Annotated in this window: 20 protein-coding genes; 14 read left to right on the forward strand and 6 right to left on the reverse strand. The window is 29.7% G+C overall.

The window, feature by feature from the left end; all coding sequences use genetic code 11:
- The first annotated feature begins 109 nt into the window (after nucleotides 1–109).
- From ACYU7A_RS13275 to ACYU7A_RS13305, 7 genes are all read left to right on the forward strand, one after another.
- Complete coding sequence (locus ACYU7A_RS13275; protein WP_063742749.1) at nucleotides 110–1,003, forward strand: LysR family transcriptional regulator; 894 nt, start codon at nucleotides 110–112, stop codon at nucleotides 1,001–1,003.
- Nucleotides 1,004–1,080: 77 nt separating this feature from the next.
- Complete coding sequence (locus tag ACYU7A_RS13280) at nucleotides 1,081–2,046, forward strand: YeiH family protein (RefSeq protein ID WP_460577286.1); 966 nt, start codon at nucleotides 1,081–1,083, stop codon at nucleotides 2,044–2,046.
- 12 nt (nucleotides 2,047–2,058) lie between these two features.
- Nucleotides 2,059–3,033, forward strand: coding sequence for a beta-propeller fold lactonase family protein (locus tag ACYU7A_RS13285; protein ID WP_460577288.1), 975 nt, complete (start codon nucleotides 2,059–2,061; stop codon nucleotides 3,031–3,033).
- Between the two features lie 201 nt (nucleotides 3,034–3,234).
- Nucleotides 3,235–4,287, forward strand: coding sequence for an ABC-three component system protein (locus ACYU7A_RS13290; protein WP_460577290.1), 1,053 nt, complete (start codon nucleotides 3,235–3,237; stop codon nucleotides 4,285–4,287).
- Nucleotides 4,280–4,732 (forward strand): ABC-three component system middle component 2, encoded by a 453-nt coding sequence (locus ACYU7A_RS13295; RefSeq protein WP_460577292.1) that lies wholly within the window; start codon nucleotides 4,280–4,282, stop codon nucleotides 4,730–4,732. The genes ACYU7A_RS13290 and ACYU7A_RS13295 overlap by 8 nt, the downstream gene beginning before the upstream one ends.
- Nucleotides 4,733–4,752: 20 nt before the next feature.
- Nucleotides 4,753–6,570, forward strand: a complete 1,818-nt coding sequence (locus ACYU7A_RS13300; protein ID WP_460577294.1) for an AAA family ATPase — start codon at nucleotides 4,753–4,755, stop codon at nucleotides 6,568–6,570.
- Between the two features lie 252 nt (nucleotides 6,571–6,822).
- Nucleotides 6,823–7,506 (forward strand): hypothetical protein, encoded by a 684-nt coding sequence (locus ACYU7A_RS13305; protein ID WP_460577296.1) that lies wholly within the window; start codon nucleotides 6,823–6,825, stop codon nucleotides 7,504–7,506.
- A 56-nt stretch (nucleotides 7,507–7,562) separates the two neighbouring features.
- Here the strand turns inward: ACYU7A_RS13305 and ACYU7A_RS13310 are convergent, their stop codons facing one another.
- From ACYU7A_RS13310 to ACYU7A_RS13330, 5 genes are all read right to left on the reverse strand, one after another.
- A complete protein-coding gene (locus ACYU7A_RS13310) occupies nucleotides 7,563–7,937 on the reverse strand; it encodes a methylglyoxal synthase (protein WP_298304044.1) in 375 nt (124 codons plus the stop codon).
- A 111-nt stretch (nucleotides 7,938–8,048) separates the two neighbouring features.
- Nucleotides 8,049–8,900, reverse strand: a complete 852-nt coding sequence (locus ACYU7A_RS13315) for a BadF/BadG/BcrA/BcrD ATPase family protein (protein ID WP_396143309.1) — start codon at nucleotides 8,898–8,900, stop codon at nucleotides 8,049–8,051.
- Between the two features lie 89 nt (nucleotides 8,901–8,989).
- A complete protein-coding gene (gene gap, locus ACYU7A_RS13320; protein WP_460577298.1) occupies nucleotides 8,990–9,997 on the reverse strand; it encodes a type I glyceraldehyde-3-phosphate dehydrogenase in 1,008 nt (335 codons plus the stop codon).
- A 56-nt stretch (nucleotides 9,998–10,053) separates the two neighbouring features.
- Nucleotides 10,054–11,040 (reverse strand): 6-phosphofructokinase, encoded by a 987-nt coding sequence (gene pfkA, locus ACYU7A_RS13325; protein WP_460577300.1) that lies wholly within the window; start codon nucleotides 11,038–11,040, stop codon nucleotides 10,054–10,056.
- 156 nt (nucleotides 11,041–11,196) lie between these two features.
- Nucleotides 11,197–15,720, reverse strand: coding sequence for a translocation/assembly module TamB domain-containing protein (locus ACYU7A_RS13330; protein WP_460577302.1), 4,524 nt, complete (start codon nucleotides 15,718–15,720; stop codon nucleotides 11,197–11,199).
- 111 nt (nucleotides 15,721–15,831) lie between these two features.
- Here ACYU7A_RS13330 and tsaD point away from each other — a divergent pair, with 111 nt between their 5' ends.
- From tsaD to ACYU7A_RS13365, 7 genes are all read left to right on the forward strand, one after another.
- Complete coding sequence (gene tsaD / locus ACYU7A_RS13335; RefSeq protein WP_460577304.1) at nucleotides 15,832–16,854, forward strand: tRNA (adenosine(37)-N6)-threonylcarbamoyltransferase complex transferase subunit TsaD; 1,023 nt, start codon at nucleotides 15,832–15,834, stop codon at nucleotides 16,852–16,854.
- 1 nt (nucleotide 16,855) lies between these two features.
- Entirely contained in the window at nucleotides 16,856–17,560 is a 705-nt protein-coding gene (locus ACYU7A_RS13340; RefSeq protein ID WP_460577306.1) for a 16S rRNA (uracil(1498)-N(3))-methyltransferase, read from the forward strand.
- Nucleotides 17,561–17,565: 5 nt separating this feature from the next.
- Entirely contained in the window at nucleotides 17,566–18,204 is a 639-nt protein-coding gene (locus ACYU7A_RS13345; protein ID WP_460577308.1) for a DUF4159 domain-containing protein, read from the forward strand.
- A 109-nt stretch (nucleotides 18,205–18,313) separates the two neighbouring features.
- Nucleotides 18,314–19,267: a zinc metalloprotease gene (locus tag ACYU7A_RS13350; protein WP_460577310.1), complete on the forward strand. Its 954-nt coding sequence runs from the start codon at nucleotides 18,314–18,316 to the stop codon at nucleotides 19,265–19,267.
- Between the two features lie 77 nt (nucleotides 19,268–19,344).
- The gene (locus ACYU7A_RS13355) at nucleotides 19,345–20,436 is read left to right on the forward strand and encodes an AI-2E family transporter (RefSeq protein WP_460577312.1); all 1,092 of its coding nucleotides are present in this window, start codon (nucleotides 19,345–19,347) and stop codon (nucleotides 20,434–20,436) included.
- 15 nt (nucleotides 20,437–20,451) lie between these two features.
- Nucleotides 20,452–21,636 (forward strand): THUMP-like domain-containing protein, encoded by a 1,185-nt coding sequence (locus tag ACYU7A_RS13360; RefSeq protein ID WP_460577314.1) that lies wholly within the window; start codon nucleotides 20,452–20,454, stop codon nucleotides 21,634–21,636.
- Nucleotides 21,637–22,203: a hypothetical protein gene (locus ACYU7A_RS13365; protein WP_460577316.1), complete on the forward strand. Its 567-nt coding sequence runs from the start codon at nucleotides 21,637–21,639 to the stop codon at nucleotides 22,201–22,203.
- 1 nt (nucleotide 22,204) lies between these two features.
- Here the strand turns inward: ACYU7A_RS13365 and ACYU7A_RS13370 are convergent, their stop codons facing one another.
- A complete protein-coding gene (locus ACYU7A_RS13370; protein WP_460577318.1) occupies nucleotides 22,205–22,900 on the reverse strand; it encodes a M15 family metallopeptidase in 696 nt (231 codons plus the stop codon).
- Nucleotides 22,901–23,054 lie beyond the last annotated feature (154 nt).

Here is a 23,054-nt window from a genome sequence, read left to right on the forward strand (position 1 = left end):
ATGTATTTATAGATTGTATTAGGATGATAGTGTCAGACTTATATACTAGTTAGCGGAAACCCTTGGAGAACTCAAGAAAAAATGAGTAAAATAACTTAATCCTATAATAATGTTTGATTTTCGATTACAAGTATTTCACAAAGTAGCAAAACGACTTAATTTTACAAAAGCTGCCGAAGAATTATTTATTACGCAGCCAGCAGTTTCAAAACACATACAAGAAATTGAAAGTTTTCTGAAAACTAAACTTTTTGAAAGAAATGGCTCAAAGGTAAAATTAACAAAAGCAGGAATTATATTATTTTCTCATACCGAAAAAATTTTTGAAACCTATCGTAATTTAGAATTTGAAATTAATTCTCTTTCTCAAAATTTCAACGGAAAATTAAGAATTGGTGCGAGTACAACAATTGCTCAATATCTTTTACCTGAAATTTTAGCATCGTTTCATAAAAAATTTGACCAACTTATCGTTTCTTTAGAAGCTAATAATACAGAACAAATTGAAATTGCGCTGCAAAAAAATGAAATTGATTTGGGTATCATAGAAGGAAAATCCAAAAAGGCCTATCTAAAATATACTGAATTTGTCAAAGACGAAATTGTTTTAGTTTCAAATAGCACAAATCCTCTCTCAAAAAGACAAAACATTACTATTGATGAGCTGAAAAACATTCCTCTCTTGTTTCGCGAGCAAGGATCAGGAACACTAGAAGTTATTGCACATCATTTAAAATCTTTGAATGTAAAAATTTCAGATTTAAAAATTGAAATGCAATTAGGCAGCACTGAAAGTATTAAAAATTATATACTTCACAGCAACACTATGGCTTTTATATCATTACATTCCATATACAAAGAACTTAAAGAAAATAAATTTACAATAATAGATGTTCAAAATTTATCTATCGAAAGGAGTTTTTACTTTATCCAACAACAAGGTCAAGTTGAGGCTTTACCCGAATTATTTATGAAATTTGCCAATCATTATAACTTTAAGTAATGACGCATAACTTTTTACAATTTCCAACATATCCTTTATTTCCAGAAATTTGTACCAACAATAATATATAAAGTAAGATGGAAAATCAAAAAGGATTCAAAAATTTATTAGACAAAAGTATAACCACTAGAGAAGTGATTTTTTTATTAGCAGTTGTACTCTGCTTGTCTCCATTAATATCACCGCCAATTGCCTTACTTATGGGTTTAATAATTGCGCAATTTATTGGACATCCATATTTACATCTAAATCATAAAGCAACTCATATATTATTACAGGTTTCTGTTGTTGGTTTGGGCTTTGGAATGAATGTTACAAGTGCATTAAAAGCGGGTAAAGAAGGTATTTTATTTACAATAGTTTCTATTATTGGAACATTAGTAATTGGTTTCTTTATGGGTAAGTTTTTAAAGATAGAAAAAAAGACTTCTTATTTAATATCAACTGGAACAGCCATTTGTGGTGGAAGTGCTATTGCTGCTATTTCTCCTGTAATAAAGGCAGAAGAAAAACAGATATCGGTTGCATTAGGAACCATATTTATTCTAAATTCTGCAGCCTTATTTTTATTTCCTTTTATTGGGCATCAGTTAAATTTATCACAATCACAATTTGGAATGTGGTGTGCAATTGCTATTCACGATACCAGTTCAGTTGTAGGTGCAGCAAGTAAATATGGTCCGCAAGCTTTAGAGATTGGTACAACTGTTAAATTAGCACGAGCATTATGGATAATTCCTGTTGCTTTTTTATCAACTTTTATTTTTAAAAGTAAAGACAGTAAAATAAAAATTCCTTACTTTATTGGATTATTTGTTCTTGCAATGATTGCAAATACCTATATTCCCTTTGTTCAGCAATACAATCATTATTTAACAAATATTGCAAAAGCAGGATTAACGCTTACCTTGTTTTTAATAGGATGTGGATTGAACAGAAAAACAATATCTTCTGTTGGATTTAAACCATTAATTCAAGGTGTAATTCTATGGGTGATTATAGCAACTGCTGCACTTTGGGCTGTAACAACTTTAACAAACTAATAAATTCAAAATATGAAAAATAAATTCAAAATTGGAATGTTAATACTATTCTTTAGTATTATTGCTACCAAAACTCAAGCGCAACAAATCTTTGACGGCAACATAAAAAATAATTCTTTAGCAATAAGTCCAACCGAAAATATTGCATTAGCATCAAACAGCGACGTAAATTTCGTAAGTGTTTATAATCTAAAATCTCGTAAATTAATAAAAAAGATATCTGGATTCATCAGTCCAAGAAACATTATTTTTTCGCCTGATGGAATGAAGGTTTACATCACTGACAGCAGCACCGGATTTTTAACTGTACTGGAAACAAAGAAATTTAAAATCATTGAAAAATATGCGGTAGGCTTTGGAGCATTTGGTTCAGCAATTAGCAACAATGGTCAAGAAATTTATATTAATAATGAGGCAACGAATACAGTAACGGTAATTGACCTTTCAAGTAAATCGGTAAAAAAAATAATAACAGGTTTTGCCGAACCAAGACAAGGTATTAAATTAAACGCAACAAATTCAAAGATTTACGTGACCAATTTTGCCAGCGACGCTATTTCTGTTGTGGACGCAGCAACTTTAAAAATCGATACAACTATTACTGGTTTTAGCAAAATAAGAGCTATCTCTATTACTAAAGATGGTGAAACATTATTTGCTGCTAATAGTGGATCCAATTCCATTGCAGTAGTTAATTTAAATACAGGTATAATCGCTAAAACAATTTCTGTAGGCAAAGATCCTTATGGCGCATCATTATCTTCAGATGAAAACATTTTATTGAGTGGAAATAAAGAAGATAATTCTCTTTCAATAATTGATGTACCAACACTAACTAATATTGGAGTGATAACAGGATTTAATGAACCAAGACAAGCAATTATTTACTCTAAAAACGGTAAAAATGTATTTGTACTAAACAAAGATTTATCTATTAGTGTAGTTAATCTTTCTGAAAAGAAAATAATATATAGTATTCAGAATTAATAAATTTCCTAAAAAAGGTAAAAGGGCTATCCGCTAACAGCCGTTTCTCGCAATTGCGAATTTTGTGGTAAGTTCACGTTTGCGTTTCGCAAGAATTTTTATCTTTAACAGAAAATAATTCGTTCCGAAGCTCGCAACTGACGAGAAGCGGCGGAACGTTGGTAGCAAGTTTAAATCGTAATAAATAAACCATCCATTCAAATGAACAACTATAGCACTTCAAACAGAATAACATATGGTCAAAGAATTCTACCAATTAAACTTATTGAAGTGTTTTACCCACAAGAATGGGAAGAATTTATTGAAGAATGGCTAGAATTAAAAAAAAGTAAATATTATTTAGTTGAGAGATATGGTGGCGCTGGTGATATGGGAAGAGATGTGGTTTGTTACTTCGATGATCCTAAAACAAATCCAAACTATAAATGGGATTGTTATCAGTGTAAACATTATATCAATCCAATTACACCTACTGATGTATATGTGGAATTTGCGAAAATTATATATTATACATTTGAAGAACATTTTCCAATTCCTCAAAATTATTATTTTGTAGCACCTAAAGATTGTGGGACTTCGCTTTCTAAATTACTTATTGACCCAATAAAACTTAAAGCAGAACTTAAAGCAAATTGGGAAAAATATTGCAAAAATAAAATAACAAAAGAACCGGTTGAATTGAAAGGAAAGTTTTTGTCGTATTTAGAGGCATTTGATTTTTCAATATTTTCAAAAATTCAAAGAAAACTTGTTATAGAAGAACATTCAAAACATCCAAATCATTTAACAAGATTTGGCGGAAGCCTACCCGACAGACCAGTAATTACAGATAAAGACATCCCAGATAAGGTTCAAATTTATGAATCAAACTATATAAAGAACTTAATAAAAGCATATAATTCAACTGGTAAATATAATATCAGGAATGTATCTGAATTAAAGGATATTTATCTTTTACATTTTAATAAAGCAAGAGAAGGATTTCATTTTGCCGAACAACTTAGAGTCCTTTATAGAGATAATCTTCCTATAAATACATTTGAAGATTTTCAAGAAGAAATATATAATGGAATAATTAATACATTGCTAACATCTTACCCAAATGGTTTTGAAAAAGTAAAGAACATCGAAGATAAATCACAACAAATACAAATTACGTCAAATCCATTGAAAGATGTAAGTAAAACACAAGATAGAACAGGAATCTGTCATCAATTATCAAATAATGGGAAAATAAATTGGGAAAATGAATAAATTAAATGTACATCCTTTCAACAATAAAATTGAAACTGGTTTAAGAATTTTAACAATTTTAAATTCAACATACCCTAAGTCATATGATTTACAGTCTATAGTCTATCTTGATTATATGGCTGTCCATAGTGGTGACATAAATAAAAGCATAACAAGTTTACATCCTGCCGTCTCTAACAGAAAAGGTGAATTATTAATAAGAAGAGAAGTAATTTTTTCAAGTTTAGAATTATTTATCGAAAAAGGATTAATTGATAGATTATATAGCGAGAATGGCATTGAATATAAAGCTTCTGAAAATTCGACAACTTTTCTAGATTCATTGAATGAACTATATTCTATTGAACTTCAAAATAGATCAAGCTGGATAAATAGTTACATCAAAGATTTATCTCCTGAATTATTACAAAAACAAATGATTAATTTCATCAAGAATGAAGGCTAAAAATTAAAATATTACTTCAAATGAATAAAAGTGGATTTATAATTAATAAATTAGTTTTAACAGGAAATAATGTTAAACCTGCAATAATAGAATTTAAAAAAGGTTTAAATGTTATTAGTGGTCCAACTAGTACTGGTAAATCTTTTATTTTTGATTGTTTAAATTATATGTTTGGTGGTAAATCATTAGACAGAAAGCCTCCAGAAGCTGATAACTATGACAAATTATTTATTGAAATTGAATCAAATAATGGCGATTTTTATACTTTACAAAGAGCTATGAATGGAGGCCAATTTAATTTGTTTAACTCTATATACGATAACATTGGTTCACAAAATCCAAAAGTTATCTTAGCAAAACTTGTAAAAGATAATGATGAAAATATTTCTTCTTTTTTTCTTAACCTCTGTAATCTCAATAAAAAAGAAATAAGAAAAAATAAAAAAGGGACAAAATTTTCATTATCATTTCGAGATTTATGTCATTTATGTCTAATTTCTGAAAATGAAATAACAAAAACAGAATCTCCAATATTTGCAAAAGGTGGCTTTCAAAAAACAAAAGAATTAAATGTTGTCAAATTTCTAATTACTGGTAAAGATGATAATGCAATTATTAGTGAACCTGATGAAAAAATTCTTAACTACCGCAAAGGAAAAGTAGAGCTGCTTGAAGAGTTAATAACTCAATTTAATGAGAATATTTCTAAAGAATATTCTAATCCGAATGAATCCATAACAGAAATAGAAAATCAAATAAATTTGCTAAGAGACAAACAAAACATTTTACTCAATCAATTTTCAGATTATGATTTAAAAAGAAAACATCACTCAAAAAAAATTAATGAAATCAATATTTCTATTGAATTACTTGTTGAAACATTAACTAGATCCGAATTACTAAAACAATATTATTATTCAGATCTTAGTAGGCTTAAATCAACAATTGAAGCAGGCTTCCTTCTTTCAGAAAACACAGAAAACCTAAACTCTTGCCCATTTTGTAAAAATGAAATAGAATCCTTATCCTCTGATGATGAAATAATTGCAACTATTTCTTCTTGTGAAAATGAAATGAGAAAAATTGATTTTTTATTAAATGAATTAGAAGAATCTCTAATTTTATTAAAGTCTGAAAAATTAGCACTTGAAGAAAGTTTGGGTTATGAAATAAAATCATTGCAAAAAATAGAACTTATAATCGAAGCAGATATTAATTTATTAATAACAGAAACAAACATAGAAATAAAAGAACTTTATAAAAAGAGAGATACATTGTTACAAGAGAAGTTCAACTTTGATAGCATTGGAAAACTTAACAAATTTAAAGTTGAAATCTCTGATTTAAATGAAACAAAAGGAGATAATACTTTTGACGAGTTGACAACATCTACTGTATTTCCAATTTCAGAAACAATATATAATATTTTATATGAGTGTAATTATTCTGAATTAGCTAACATATCATTTAGTGAGAAAACGAATGATTTTGTAATTGGTACAAAAAACAGAAATCTTTCAGGAAAAGGAGAAAGAGCAATAACTTATGCAACCTTTGTTCTTGCATTATCTGAATTTTTAGAAACTAAAACATACAAAATGGGAGTTCCTATATTTGATTCACCATTAGTAACTTATAGAAAACCAGAATCAAATGGCGAAGGTATAAGTGAAGATTTAGCAATGGATTTTTATAGATATTGTGCCACCAAAACAACTTGTCCTCAAATAATTATTTTGGAAAATGAAGAACCACCAAAAGATATTCTTACGAAAATACAACATATAAAATTTACAAAAAAAGAAGGTATTGGCAGATATGGTTTTATACCTAAATAAAAAACCTGCTACCAACCATGGTTTGCACCAATTGCTGGGCTTGCGCTTGCTATTTTGTCTTCGTGGAGAATAATCTGGTGACAACAACTTTATCTTTCAAAGAAATTCAGTAGTTTTGTTTTGGCCAGTGTCAGCAGCAGCAACTGACGTGAAGCTGGATAACGTTAGAGGCAAGTTTGCTGCAGCAAATTGGAAAAGCAGAAAAGTCTAAAATCTTAAAAAATTAAACTCAAATTAAAAAAATGAAGAGTTATGGACGAAAATTTTAAAAAAACATTGTTGTTCTTTATCTTACTCATCTTACCAATTGCATCCTACGCTCAAAAAGATGTAACACAATTTCTCGACATTCCTGTTGATGGATTCAAGCCAGAAATGATAAAGAAGCTTAAATCTAAAGGATTTACAATTAATCGGAATAATGAAGATATCTTGGAAGGTGAATTTAATGGAACAGATGTTAATATAGTTATTGCAACCAACAATAACAAAGTTTGGCGAATTGCAGTTTTAGACGTTAATCCCACAGATGAAACAAATATTAAAATTAGGTTCAACAATCTAATTCAACAATTTGTGAATAATAAAAGATATTCAATAGAGGCTGACTCAACAATAGCAAAATATACTATACCCAAAGAAGAGGACATTTCATATGAAATTTCAGTCAACAAAAAACGATATGAAGCTGTATTTTATCAAAAGTCCATAAAATATGACTCTTTAACTAAGGAAAAAGACATTCTTCTTGCCAAAGATAAGCTTAACGATAAAGAAAAAGAAAGAGCTCGTGACTTAATAGTAGAATTATTTAAAGAGTCAATGGATGGCTTGAATAAACAAGTTTGGTTTATGATTGATGAACATTATGGTAAATATCGCATCGTAATATATTATGACAATCAATATAACAAAGCAAACGGAGATGGTCTTTAATCAAAATAAAAACTAGTCACTAATAACTATTTTAATAAACTAAGATTTCAAGTCTCCTACTCCAACCCATCAATTCCCAAAAGCAATAATTGTGCTGTAGCTTCATTGGTGGCTAAAGGTACATTGTGAACATCACACACACGAATCAACATATTAATATCCACTTCGTGAGGATGATTCGACATAGGATCTTTAAAGAATAACACCATTTTTGTTTTTCCTTCGGCTACTCTTGCAGCAATTTGAGCATCGCCACCCAATGGTCCAGAAAGCATTTTCTTAACTTTAAATCCAGCAGCTTCTGCCTTTCCTCCTGTGGTTCCGGTGGCAATTAGTTTGATGTTTTCTTTTATAAGAATTTCTTTGTTCTTGTTTAAAAACTGAACTAAATCGGCTTTCTTTCCGTCGTGCGCTATTATTGCAATTTCCATGTATACTGAATTTACTTGTTCTGAATTAATTTCAGAATTAATTATCTCTCGTACTGAATTATTATTGATGTAAAAATAAAAAAACCTGACGTGATTGTCAGGTTTTTCTAATTATTTATTTAAAATATGATAAGCAATTAATCCGTCAATTGGTCTTCTAAGAACATTACCTATTTTTATGTCATAGTGTTCTAAAACTTCTTCCAATTCGTCTTTTAGATAGAAGGCAATTGAACCTACAAAGTGAACTAATACATCATGACAGTTATCGAATTGCATGATATAATTTTCAACAAAGTCTTTCATTTCTGCTTTGATAATTTCTTTGCAGAAAGCATCATCTTTATGTTTGATTAAGAACTTGGCAAACGTCGCTAAATAGGCATTTGGGTTGGGTTCTTTGTATAAATTATTCTTAATGTAATCAGCATCAAGGTTGTATTCTTCTTCAAATTCTTTGGCTAATTCCTTAGGCATTTTATTAAAATAATACCCACGCAATAAATGACGTCCGAAGCGATTTCCTGAGCAATCGTCCATAGCTATATAGCCAAGAGATTGCACTTTTTGATGCAACACTTTTCCGTCAAAAAAACTGCAATTAGAGCCAGTTCCTAAGATGCAAACAATGGCTTTTTCGTCTTTTGGAGTAGTTGCATAAACGGCAGCATAAGTATCTTCATGCACAGAAATAGCAGCATTTGAAAAATATTCTTTAAATACAATAGTAAGAAAGTCTTTCATTCTATCAGTTCCGCATCCGGCACCATAAAAGAATAAATGTGTTGCTTTTTCTTTATTGTGAGAAATATCAAATTTATCATCAAGACGATTGATAATTTCTTCTTTGTCTAAAACTTCAGGATTCAATCCTAAGGTTTGTGTTGTGAACAAAACTTTTCCGTTTTCGTCTATTGCTATCCAATCGGCTTTTGTAGATCCACTGTCAACTAATAATTTCATATTTTAAAAGTATAGAAAAGAAAATAAAAAAGAGAACAAAAATATCGAAAAAATTCATTCTCAATATAGTGTTCTCTTTTTTCTTTTTATTATAAACCAGCTACGTGAACTGACAAATCGATTAATTTACTTGAATAACCATATTCGTTATCGTACCAAGAAACTAATTTGAAGAACGTTGAATTTAAACCAATTCCAGCTTTAGCATCAACAACAGAAGTTCTTGAATCTCCAACAAAATCTTGAGAAACTACATCATCTTCTGTAAATCCTAAAATACCTTTCAATTCGTTTTCAGAAGCTTTTTTCAAAACTGCCATAATTTCATCGTAAGAAGTTTCTTTAGCAACTTTAACGGTTAAATCAACAACAGAAACGTCAACTGTAGGAACACGGAATGACATACCTGTTAATTTACCATTCAACGCTGGAATTACTTTTCCAACCGCTTTAGCAGCACCAGTTGAAGATGGAATGATGTTTACACTTGCAGCACGACCACCTCTCCAATCTTTTCTTGATGGACCATCTGCAGTTAATTGAGTAGCTGTTGTAGCGTGAACTGTAGTCATTAATCCTTCAACAATTCCGAAATTATCATTGATAACTTTTGCTAATGGAGCTAAACAGTTTGTAGTACAAGAAGCGTTAGAAACGATTGTATCTGTAGCTTTTGCCTCAGTATGATTTACACCCATAACAAACATTGGAGCATCTGCCGATGGAGCCGAAATAACTACTTTTTTAGCACCACCATCAATATGATATTGAGCAGTTTCTAATGTTGTGAAAATTCCAGTACATTCTGCAACTACATCAACATCAACGTCTTTATCATCCCATTTGATTAGTTTTGGATCTTTTTCTGCAGTTACTCTGATAAATTTATCGTTTACATAAAGTTGACCGTCTTTAACTTCAACTGTTCCATTAAAACGACCGTGAACTGAATCATATTTTAATAAGTAAGCCAAATGCTCTACATCTAGTAAATCATTGATAGCTACTACTTCTACATTATCTCTGTTAAATGTTTCTCTGAAAACGATTCTTCCAATTCTTCCGAATCCGTTAATTCCTAATTTTACTTTAGACATTTTATTTTAATTTTATATTTTATTATTAATTATTGAAATTGACTTTTGAAATTGTATTAAGTTGTCATGATATCAGAAACTCTCAATAGTTCTCTATCAATTTCTGAATGACCTTTTATAGCTTGTTCTAATGGTGTTAAGGCAACTTTATCGTTTAACATTCCCACCATATAATTGGATTTTCCTTCAAGGATAGATTCAACAGCTTTCACTCCTAGTCTACTTGCAAGAACTCTGTCAAAACAAGAAGGTGAGCCACCACGTTGCATGTGACCAAGTACAGAAACACGAATATCATACTCTGGGAAATTTTCTTCGATATAATCTTTTAACTCGAATACGTTTTTCCCAATTTTATCGCCTTCTGCAATCACCACAATACTTGATGATTTACCTGAAGCTTTACTTTTACGAAGAGAATCTAAAAGACGTTCTAATCCTAAATCTTCTTCTGGGATAAGAATTTCTTCTGCTCCTGCTCCAATTCCGGCATTAAGAGCGATATGTCCAGCGTCACGTCCCATAACCTCTACAAGAAATAAACGATTGTGTGAACTGGCAGTATCACGAATTTTATCAATACAATCAACAACGGTGTTTAATGCTGTGTCAAATCCTAAAGTGTGACTAGTTCCAAAAATATCATTATCAATCGTACCAGGAATTCCCATTACTGGATATCCAAATTCGTTATTAAAAATTTCAGCACCAGTAAAAGAACCATCTCCACCAATAACTACCAAAGCATCAATACCAGCAGCAACAAGGTTTTGGTGAGCTTTTTTACGACCTTCAACTGTCATAAATTCTTTAGAACGAGCTGATTTCAAAATTGTTCCACCTTTGTTTACAATATTGTTTACAGAACGTGGTCCCATTTCTTTAAAATCACCTTCTATCATTCCTTGGTAACCTCTATAAATTCCAACACATTCAATGTTATGGTAAGCACAAGTTCTAACAACAGATCGAATAGCTGCGTTCATTCCTGGAGAGTCGCCTCCTGAAGTAAGTACACCTATTTTTTTTATCGTTTTTGACATATTTTTATGTTTTAAAATGTAAATTTAGCAAAGAATATGCATATAAGTGATGAGATTTTTACTGATTTGATAAAACCAGCGAAATTCAATCGTTTTCGTTGATAAGTTTTGAGTTATTAAGGTATTAATTTGAGAAATACATAAAAAAAACCTGAATCATTCATCTTCAGGTTTTGCATCAGTATTAGGTTTGTTTTCTGGCTCTGATTTTTTCTTATCTTCCTTTTTTTCCATTTCAATATAATCCGGAAGAACATCAGAATCATCATGGGTTTCAACAAGATTCTTTTTCTCTCTATCTATTTTAGATTTGAAAATTTTATTGATCAATTCTTTGAAAGTATCAAAGTCAACTTCATAGGAAATTCCGGCACCTTGTGTATATCCAATACCTTGTCCGATATAATTGATATCGTTTTCACGATTAAATATTCTCAAGTTCAAAGTACCATCTTCGTTAACTCGGTATTGTGCTTCAAAATTTCCAACAATAGCTGTTTCAGAAACACCACCAGTTGGCACACCTACTTTTCCATTAATGGTAATTCGTTCGTTAATTTGTGTAGTAACAGAAGCTACTACTCTACCATCTGTTGGATTTAAAGCGGTTCTATCACCAGCTGTATAGGAAACGTCAACTATCATTTTGCCATCTTTGTCATTAAATAAGTCTCCAAATAAGGCTCCAGCTTTTTCGTAAAAACTATTAGTTATTTGCGATTGACTTATTCCTTCTGGACTTAAGAATCCACCTGTTGAAAGTAAATACAAAGCTTGTTTTTGTCGCGTATCTTTATCACTAAGCTTGGTCTCAATTTCAGATCTCAAAACAGAGCTTACGTTTGGAAAATTAATATTAAAATCGGGTTCAGGATTATTGATTGTTCCTTTTAAATCTATGATAACTTCAACTGGAATTTTTCTATTGAAAGAAGCGTTATCAATTAATACGGCTGGGTTTGCAGTAATGTTTCTAGATACAGCTTCAAGGTTTAATGTTGCATTAAATGGATTTCCTGTCCAAACGATAGAACCAAATTTTTTGACATCAAATTTCTTATCGATTAAACCTCCATATTTAAAATTATAGGAACCTTCCCAAACTTGAAAGTCACCATTCATTTCAAACTTACCTAAAGTATTAATGTTCATATAAAGAGTTCCTACTCCTTTTCCTTTCATACCGTGTTTAGAATCTCTGTCAAGAATAACTTCAATACTTGCATCTGTAGTGATATCAAACTCAAAATTCATTTGAAGTCCATTGTAGTTTCTAATAAATTCGGCTTGTTTGGTATTAAGACCTAATTTCTCGTTTTTGGTCAAGAATTGTATGTAGTTATTTTCACTAACTGCATCAGCATCATTAATAGGAATCTTAATATCGGTTCCTTTATTAGACTTAGCATTGACATTAATTTCTAATCCATTTGTTGGACCTTTAATCGTTGCATAACCATCTATGAATGCTCTACCAAAATAGGCCACATCTTCTTTATCTTGTGTATCTAAAGCAAGAATATTATTGGAATCAATTGTTAAATCTAATTCCCAATCGCCAAATTGTTTATGTTTAATAAATCCTTGCAAATCACCTTCAGTATTGAATTTAGTATCATTTACTTTAGTTTTTTGGATAATGAATTTATTTTGAGTTACATCTACAATTGAATTATCTTTAAGAGCATAATCAACATTCAAATATGGAATGGTTACTCCAGCATTATTAACAAATAATCTACCATTATAGTCAATATTATTAACGTCTCCACTCAAACTAGCTTTACCTGAAACAAAGCCTCTAATATTAGATAATACTTCGCCACCAAGATTACCCAATACACCTAAATTGAATTTTTGGAAATTTAAATCCAAATCAATTAATGTAGAATTATCTACAATTTGAAGATTTCCATCAGCAGTAAATGATTTGAAATTTTCATTTTCAATTTTTGATTCAATATCAAATCTGGTAAAATCATTATTTCCTGCAATATCTAGGTTTAAGTTTCCTAACTCGTTGTCGTTTATTATAAGATTACTTATTTCAACAGATGCAGTTGGTTGATAAATAGCATTTTTTTGTTTTAGAAACACTTCGCCATTTAGATTTCCATCAAACTTAAATTGTTTTACATCTGGTGTAACCTTGTTTAGGTTCACATCATGAAATGTTAGTTGAATGTCTTTCTCTGTTTTTCCACTTAATAATCCCTTTAATGCTATGGATTGATTTTCGTGAGAAACTACAATATCGTCAAAAGTGAAACTACTCAACTTTTTATCAAATACGATTTTGTTTTTATCGTTTTCTTCTTCATTTATATACCAAAGATAGTCCTTAAACATCATTTCTGATTTGTTAAAACCGACAATGTTTTGGTTGTTTTTATCAATAGTGTGATATAAATTCAAATTATAAAAGTCATTCCCTTTTTCGCCTCCTTTAAATTCTGTTCTAAACGATAAAGTATCTTTGGAAGTAGCATTAATAAGTGAAAAGTCTCTTATTTTATAGTTTTTAACTTTGATACTGTCCATTTGAACATAAGTATTATACAATGGATTTTTATTATCTACTTCAAGTAACACTTTATCTAAATGTGTTCCAAAAGCATCAATAGTTTTGGAGGTGAAATTCAATTTAAAATCATTATCATCCGACTTAATAATTCCGTTAATAACGGCGTCATCACTGAACGATATATCAGGATTTATAATTTCTATAATTTTATTAAACTCTGTAAATTCAAATTTTAAAAACTGACCCTTTTTTAGATTATTTGGTTTATAATTGGTGTATAAACTTCCTAACGAATTTTCAATCATACCTGGTATTTGATTGATATCAAATTTACCTTCTACTTTTCCATTAACTTCATTTGGTGAATACAATGAAATTGTTCTAATATTTTCAGCATCAAAACTTGAATTAACGGTTAAATTATCAAAGAAATAAATGTCTTTAGGATTTTGATAGGATGCATTTGTAATGACAACATCACCTCTCATATTATTGAGATTACTTCCAGTAACTTTCATGACAACATCTCCTTTAAAAACGGATACTGCATCATTCATGAAGTTTAAATTTTTAAGATTTGCATAATCTACCTTAGCATGAAAGTCATATATATTTTCTTTTTTACTTAGGTCAACTATTCCATTGAAATCAAAAAACAAATTAGGATCATTAACATTAATGTTTCCTTTAAAAATTGGTTTCTTAAAACTTCCATCGGCTAAAATATTTTTGTAAGTATAGCCATTATATCTAACGCTTTTTACTTCACCTGAAAACTTTGTGTCAAGGTATTTTTCAACAAATCCTTTTCCATCTACATCAACATCCATTGAAACTTTTCCAATATCCTTTCTGTTTAAAAAACTACCTACATCAAAGTTATCTAAGACTATATTACCAGAATAAGAAGCATTGTCAATGTTATCAATATCAGTCATTAAAAGTTTTGAAGAAACATTACCTAATCTTGTTTGTAAATCAAAATCGGCATCGATACTTTTGGTAGTAATCTCGGCATCTCCATTTAGATTAAATTGTCCTAACTTTTTTAAAGAAGAAGGTAATTTTTTTCCTAAAACATTCGGTAGAATTGATACTAGATTTTCATAACTAGAAGTTACTTTGTCGAATGAACCATTCATGTAAAATTCTCCTTGTCCTTTTTTAGCAAAAAGATTTTTAAAGTTTACATCTCCAACAATCTCTGAATTTCTTGTATCCTTTAATTTTAAGTTTTTAATTGTGAAATCATTTAAAGTACCATCGACTTTACCTCTAAAATCGAAGATTTGATTTTTACCCAATTCATCATAAAAATAACGAATATCATTAGAAGCAATGGTTGCTTTTTTAGAATTTACATCAAAAATTACTTTGTTATTAAAATCAGCAAAATCTTTTCTATCATATTTCAATATAACCTCTCCTTCAAAATCAGATTGAGCGGTTTTAATACTAGTTTCTTCTAATCTAATATTCTTCTTTGTATAAGTAAATTTAGATTTTAAATTCTCTACAAACAATCCACGATGGTCTTTGAAAGACATTTCTTTTATATTTGTAGTAACGTCTGGTCCTTGAATTTTAAAATCTGTAGCTGATACATTAAGCTGAGTAAAATCAACATCTTTAGGATTTTCTCTGTTGTAATCATGTAGAATAAAACGACTATTTACTAAGGTAATTTTATCAGAAGTCATTAAAAACTTTCCAGAAGAAGGTTTACCATCATCAAAAGCAGCTACAAATTTATCAAGATTGGTATCTTTATCACCTTTGTATGTTTTTACATTTAAAGTTAGTTCATCTGCTTTAATGTCTCCAAAAAGCAAATCACCATCTAACAATCTTTTAGAGTCTAAAATGTTTGTAATTATTCTTTTGGCAAAAATTAAGGTGTCTTTTTTCTCATCCTTAACCATAACACCTTTCATTTGAACACCTCCAAATATGGTAACTTCAACTTGGTCTACATAAATATTAGTTCCGTATTGTTTGTTAAGTTCTTCGGTGTAGTAATGGGCAATTCTTGTTTGAACTGACGGCAACGAAAGAGCAATACCAGTCAATAATATCAGAAATAAAAGCGCAAGAAAAACGCGAAAAACAATTTTTCTGATTTTTTTAAAACGAGTATTTACTTTTTTTTCTTTCAAAATTTAATTTTGGCATTGAATAAGAAACCCCGAAAATAGTTACTTTTGTATTCGTTGTAAAAATAATCGTTTTATAATGGTTATTCAAATATAATTCAAAAATTGTGCCCAATGTTACATAATGATGTTTTTATTCTCGCAATTGAAAGTTCGTGTGATGATACTGCTGCTGCTGTTTTAAGAAATAATAAAGTTTTATCGAATGTTGTTGCTGGTCAAAAAATCCATGAAGAATATGGTGGTGTTGTACCTGAATTGGCTTCAAGAGCACATCAACAAAACATTGTTCCAGTTGTTGATATGGCTTTAAAGAGAGCTAATGTCAATAAAAATCAACTAAGTGCAATAGCTTTTACTCAAGGTCCAGGTCTTATGGGTTCGCTTTTAGTGGGAACTTCTTTTGCAAAATCGCTTTCGCTTTCGCTTAATATTCCATTGATAGCTGTGAATCATATGCATGCTCATATTTTGGCACATTTTATTGATGAGGAAGGTTTTGACAAACCAGAGTTTCCTTTTTTAGCTTTAACAATTTCTGGAGGACATACCCAAATTGTTAAAGTAAATAGTTTTTTTAATATGGAAATTATCGGAGAAACAACTGATGATGCTGTAGGAGAAGCTTTTGATAAGTCTGCAAAAATCATGGGACTTCCCTATCCTGGCGGACCTTTGATTGATAAATTTGCCAAAGAAGGAAATCCGAAAAAATATCAATTTACAAAACCAAAAGTGGATGGATTAAACTTCAGTTTTTCTGGATTGAAAACCCAAATTTTGTATTTTATTCAAAGAAATGTTTTAGAAAATCCAAACTTTATTGAAGAAAATAAAGCTGATATTTGTGCTTCTATTCAACACACCATTATTGAAATATTAATGGAAAAATTAAAAATGGCAGTTGCAGAGACAGGAATCACACAAATAGCTATTGGTGGCGGTGTTTCTGCAAATTCAGGAATTAGAGAAACTTTGAAAAATGCAGAAGGAAAATATGGCTGGAAAACATTTATACCAAAATTTGAATACACAACAGATAATGCTGCCATGATTGGGATTGTTGGTTATCAAAAATATCTAGAAAACAGGTTTAATGATGCTTCCATAGTTTCTAAAGCAAGAATAGAATTTTAATATGCAATTATTTTATAATCCAACTATTTCAGAGAAAGATACTTCTTTTGTTTTTGACAAAGAAGAAAGCAAACATATAATTAAAGTATTACGTAAAAAAGAGAGTGATATTTTATTTGTAACCAATGGATTAGGTTTTATATTTAAAACTGAAATAGCTCTGGCTTCTGATTCAAAATGTACAGTTACGATTCTTTCATTTGAAAAAGAAGAACCATCTAAAATACAATTACATTTAGCCGTTGCTCCTACCAAAATGAATGAACGTTATGAATGGTTTTTGGAAAAAGCTACAGAAATTGGCATTCAAGAAATAACACCAATAATCTGCGAACATTCTGAAAGAAAAGTTGTAAAAAATGATCGATTTCAAAAGATTATTGAATCCGCAATGAAGCAATCTTTGCATTATTATATTCCAAAATTGAACGAACCAATTACCTATAAAGAGTTTATAAAAAAGGATTTTAAAGGTCAAAAATTCATTGCTCATTGTGAAGAAACAGACAAAAAATCATTAAAAGAAGCTTTAATTCTTAATGAAAATAGTACTTTATTAATTGGACCAGAAGGTGATTTTTCTTCAAAAGAAATTCAATTAGCTTTGGAAAACAATTACATCCCAGTATCTTTGGGTAAAACAAGATTACGAACAGAAACGGCAGCTGTTGTAGCTTGCCATAGTGTAGCACTATTAAACGAATAAATTCAATGAAAAAAGTTTTTTTAATCTTAGTCTTAATTACCTCTTTTTCTTATTCCCAAGAAATTGCCTTGATGAAATATAATGGAGGTGGCGATTGGTATGCAAACCCAACATCACTTCCAAATTTAATTAAGTTTACCAACCAGAATATTAATACTAAAATCAAAACAAAACCTGCAACTGTTGAGCCAGGAAGTCCAGATTTATTTTCCTATCCGTTTGTTCACATGACAGGTCACGGAAATGTAGTATTTAATGATGCTGAAATATTGAATTTAAGAAACTATATGCTTTCAGGAGGATTTCTCCATATTGATGATAATTTTGGAATGGATGAATTTATAAGAAAAGAGATAAAGAAAATCTTTCCCAACAACAACTTAATAGAAATTCCAGCAAATCATGCTATCTTTCAAGGTCCTTTTATTTTCTCAAGTGGTTTGCCTAAAATACATGAACACGACGGAAAAAGACCACAAGCCTTTGGTATTTTTGAAAACAACAGATTAGTACTACTTTACACTTTTGAATGTGATTTAGGTGATGGTTGGGAAGATGCCGATGTTCATAACGATCCTAAAGAAGTTAGAGAAAAAGCACTGAAAATGGGTGCTAATATTCTAAATTACATATTCAGCAATTAATTTGAATGTATTTCATCGATTCTTTAAAATAAACTCGTAAAAATATTTTTATTTGTTAATAATATGTTATAAGATTGCATAACTATTAATTAAACCTAAATTTATTTTTATGAAAAAAATCCTTTTATCAGCATCATTATTAGCGATGCTTTTCTCTTGTCAAAGTGAAGATTCAAAAATTGTTGCAGATAACAATGCATCTGCAAGACAATGTGCCTCTCAGGAAGTATTGGAAAGACAATTGAGAGAAGATCCTGAAATGGCTCTAAGAATGAATAAAATTGAAGAGTTTACTGAAAATTTCACGAAAAATAATCCAAACTACAGATTAGTTAATGGTAAAATAGAAATTCCAGTTGTAGTAAACGTCTTATACAGAACAACTGCAGAAAATATTTCTTTAGCTCAAATTCAATCACAAATTGACGTTTTAAATAAGGATTTTAATGCTACAAACTCTGATTATGGTCAAGTACCTGCATTATTCTCTGGTGTTAAAGCTAATGTTGGAATTTCTTTTGTTTTAGATCAAGTAATTAGAAAATCAACTACAAAAACATCTTGGGGTACTGCTGATGCAATGAAGAAAACTAATCGTGGTGGTTTAGCTCCTATTACACCAACAACTAAACTTAATCTTTGGGTTTGTACAATTGGTGGCGGAATTCTTGGATATGCTCAATTTCCTGGAGGTGCTTCTGCAACTGATGGTGTTGTAATCGATTCTAAATATTTAGGAACAACAGGTACTGCAACTGCTCCTTTCAACTTAGGAAGAACAGCAACTCACGAGGTTGGTCACTGGATGAATTTACGTCATATTTGGGGTGATGCTACATGTGGAAGCGACTTAGTTGCTGATACACCAACTCACAACACTGCTAATTATGGAGTTCCAACATATCCTCATTTAAGTACTTGTTCTGGTACTCCAGTAGAGATGACAATGAACTACATGGATTATACAGATGATAGAGGAATGTATATGTTCTCATTAGGACAAAAAGCTAGAATGGATGCAGTATTTGCTGTTGGTGGTTCTAGAGCTTCTTTTAGAAACTAAAAAATAAAATTAAAATATTCTAAAAACTCGTTTACATTTGTAAACGAGTTTTTTATTTTTACACAAAATCTATTCAAATGATAACATCAAAGAACATAGCAAATGGAATTCTTAGAGCAATTGGTGTTTTAGCTCTAATTTGTCTAGCACTCTATTTTATATATCAAATTCAAACAGTTATCATTTATCTAATTGTTGCGGTAATTTTTTCAATGATTGCTAATCCGATTATTGAGTTTTTAAGAAGAAGATTAAAATTCTCAAATATCCTAGCTGTTGTATCTACAATGATATTGTTTTTACTTTTAATCACTGGTTTAATTATGCTTTTTGTTCCTTTGATAACATCACAAAGCACAAATCTTTCACTTTTAGATACAAAATCAATTGAAAATAGATCAATCGAGCTCTATAATCAATTGAGTATTTATTTAAGCAATCACAATATCGAAATCAATAAAATATTCAAAGAAACTGACATTACATCTAGATTAAATTTCAATTTTTTGACAGATTTTTTCAATTCAATAATTGGAACCATAAGTAGTTTTGGAATTGGTTTAGTTTCTGTATTTTTTATTAGTTTCTTTTTCTTAAAAGACAAAGTGCAATTTATTGTTGGAATGAAAAAAATTCTTCCAAATGATCACGAAGAACAAATTTTAAATTCTATTGAAAAAACGAGACTTTTACTTACACGATATTTTCTAGGATTGTTATTACAGCTTACAATAATTTTTATTTTATATCTAATTGTATTATTGATTTTTGGTGTAGAAAATGCTATTGTAATTGCCTTCTTATGCGGACTTTTAAATGTAATTCCATACGTTGGCCCTTTTATCGCGTCAATCTTAGCTGGAATTTTAACGATGTTAAGTAATATTGGAAACGATTTTCAAGATGTCATTCTACCAACAACAATATATGTTTCCATTGGTTTTTTCATAGTACAATTGATTGATAATAATATTTCCTCTCCAATTATTTTTTCAAAAAGTGTAAATTCACACCCTCTAGAAATCTTTTTGGTGATTCTTGTTATTGGAATACTTTTTGGAATCACAGGAATGATAATTGCTGTGCCACTCTACACAACTTTAAAAGTGATTGGCAAAGAGTTTTTTCCTGAGAATAAAGTAATCAAAATTCTAACTAAAAATTTATAATATTTAGATTTGAAAATGAACTTTGATGAAATTTTAAACCCAGAAATTCAGAAATTTATTATTGATAATGCAGGATTAGACACCTCAAAATTAGCACTTAAAAAAAATCCGTTTTCTCATATTGAGTTTAAAGTTTTATTAAATCAAATTGAATCTCGAACCAAATCTAAAGATAAACTTCCTACTTGGTTCAATGGTGATACTATTATTTATCCAACAAAGATTTCTATTGAGCAAACATCGTCAGAAGCTACAGCAAAATATAAGTCTGAAATTGTTTCTGGTGAAAGTTTAATTGACTTGACCGGTGGGTTTGGCATTGATGATTATTATTTTTCAAAAAAAATTGACACCATCGTTCATTGTGAAATTAATCCTGAATTATCTGAAATAGTTTCTCATAATTTCAAACAATTAAATGCTTTAAATATCAATTGTATTGAAGGTGATAGTCTTAAAACTTTAGAACAATTAAATCAAAAGTTTAGTTGGATTTACATTGACCCATCAAGAAGAAATGATGCAAAAGGAAAAGTCTTCATGTTGAAGGATTGCCTACCAAATGTTCCAGATTTACAAGACACTTATTTTGAGTATTCCGATAACATTTTGATAAAAACAGCTCCAATACTAGATATTTCAGCAGGATTACAAGAACTAAAGAATGTAAAACAAATACATATTGTAGCTCTAGATAACGAAGTTAAAGAACTTCTATGGATTATTGAAAAAGGTTATAATGGTAAAATATCGATTAAAACAGTAAACTTTACTAAGCAAAACAAAGAAGTTTTTGATTTCAATATAAATTCTGAGAGCGAAGTAAACTATGGTGTTCCCAAAAAATATCTTTATGAACCCAATAGTGCAGTTATGAAATCTGGCGGATTCAATCAAATTGCAAGTTTTTTTTCTGTAGATAAATTACATAAAAACTCACATTTATATACATCAGATGAATTAATTGACTTTCCGGGAAGGACTTTTCAAATTGAAAAAACAGTTAACTGTACTAAAAAAGATATGATTGAAAACTTTAGCAATCAAAAAATGAATGTGACGGTTAGAAATTTTCCTGATACCGTTGATAATATTAGAAAGAAATGGAAAATAAAAGATGGTGGAAATCAGTATTGTTTTTTCACAACCGATAAAAATGAAAATAAAATAGCTTTAATTTGCACCAAAATAAAATATTAAATGAAAAAGATAATTTTAATTGCATTCTTTCTAACACTTTCCTTGAATTCATTTGCTCAAACTGATTGTGAATTTAGTTCAAATGTTACTGATAGCATTGGTACTTATAAATCAACTAAAGAATATTTAATGCATGAAAGAGTTTTCGGAAACAGTCAAACATCAATTTTCTTTTCATTAATTAATGCTGATGGGCTTTTGTCACTAAATATTCAAATGATTAGCAAAAGTTCAGAGTTTATTGCTGCAAAATGTTTTGATAAAAATTCAAAAATTTATATCCAACTTACAAATGGCAAAATTGTTACTTTAATTTCACCAGAAACAGAAACATGTGGCAATTCAGTTATGAATGATAAAGAAAATGTCCGAATTCTAAATGGTTATTTTCTATTCATAAAAGATAATTTTGAAGACTTAAAAACTTCTCCAATTTCATTTATAAGAATTAAATATGCAGGAGAAGCAATTGATTATGTTTGTAAAAGCGAATTGGTTTCAGAAGTAGATAAAAAGACTTATGCTCCTGATAATTATTTTATGAACTATTTAAAATGTGTTCAATAATTTAGTTACAATTCCATTTAAAATTGGCTAAATTATCTTTACTGCTATCTATTAAATTGTAATGCCACCATTCAGAATCAAACGATTTAAAATTGTGTTTTAGCATTACAGATTTAAGCAAAGTTCTATTCTTTCTTATTTTTCTAGAAATATCTTGATAATTATGGCTTGCTTCAGGACCGAAAAAGTCAAATGAGGTTCCCATATCTAGTTCTATTCCATTTTCATCTATCAAGGTGACATCTACCGCTCCTCCTCTATTATGAATAGAACCCTTGATTGGATTTGCTACGTAATCTGCATTGGGCATAATAACCCACATTTTCTTTTGTATATCCAAAGGTCTGTAGCAATCAAAAAGTTTTATTCTATAACCTAAAGATTTGAATTCTTCGTTAGCTTCAACAAGACTTTTTACAGTTTTCAATCTTAAATAGCATTCATCGCAATCATAAACTTTGCTTTTGAGAAAATTATCATCTGTTGCATATTTCATATCAAAAACAAAATCGGAACTGAAGTCTTTTAAATTTACAAATGTAGTATCATTTATTCCGTCATAAATTGCTATTGAATTTCCAGTTAAATAGTTATTATATAACGTTTTTCTACTTTTTACAAAAGAGGATTCCGTCGATTTACAACTAATAAGAATCAGTAAAGTGAGGATTGATAAAAAATAGCTCTTGAAGTTCATCGAAAAATATTTATTTCGAAATTTACGAAATATATTAAAACAAAAAAACCTTCTTTTTCAAGAAGGTTTAGATTGTGATCCCAGAAGGATTGCAAACACCTTTGACATTCAATAAGTTAATAGTTTTTAGTGCTGTTTTAGTGTCAATTCTTCT

It is taken from the genome of Flavobacterium koreense, from assembly GCF_054776075.1.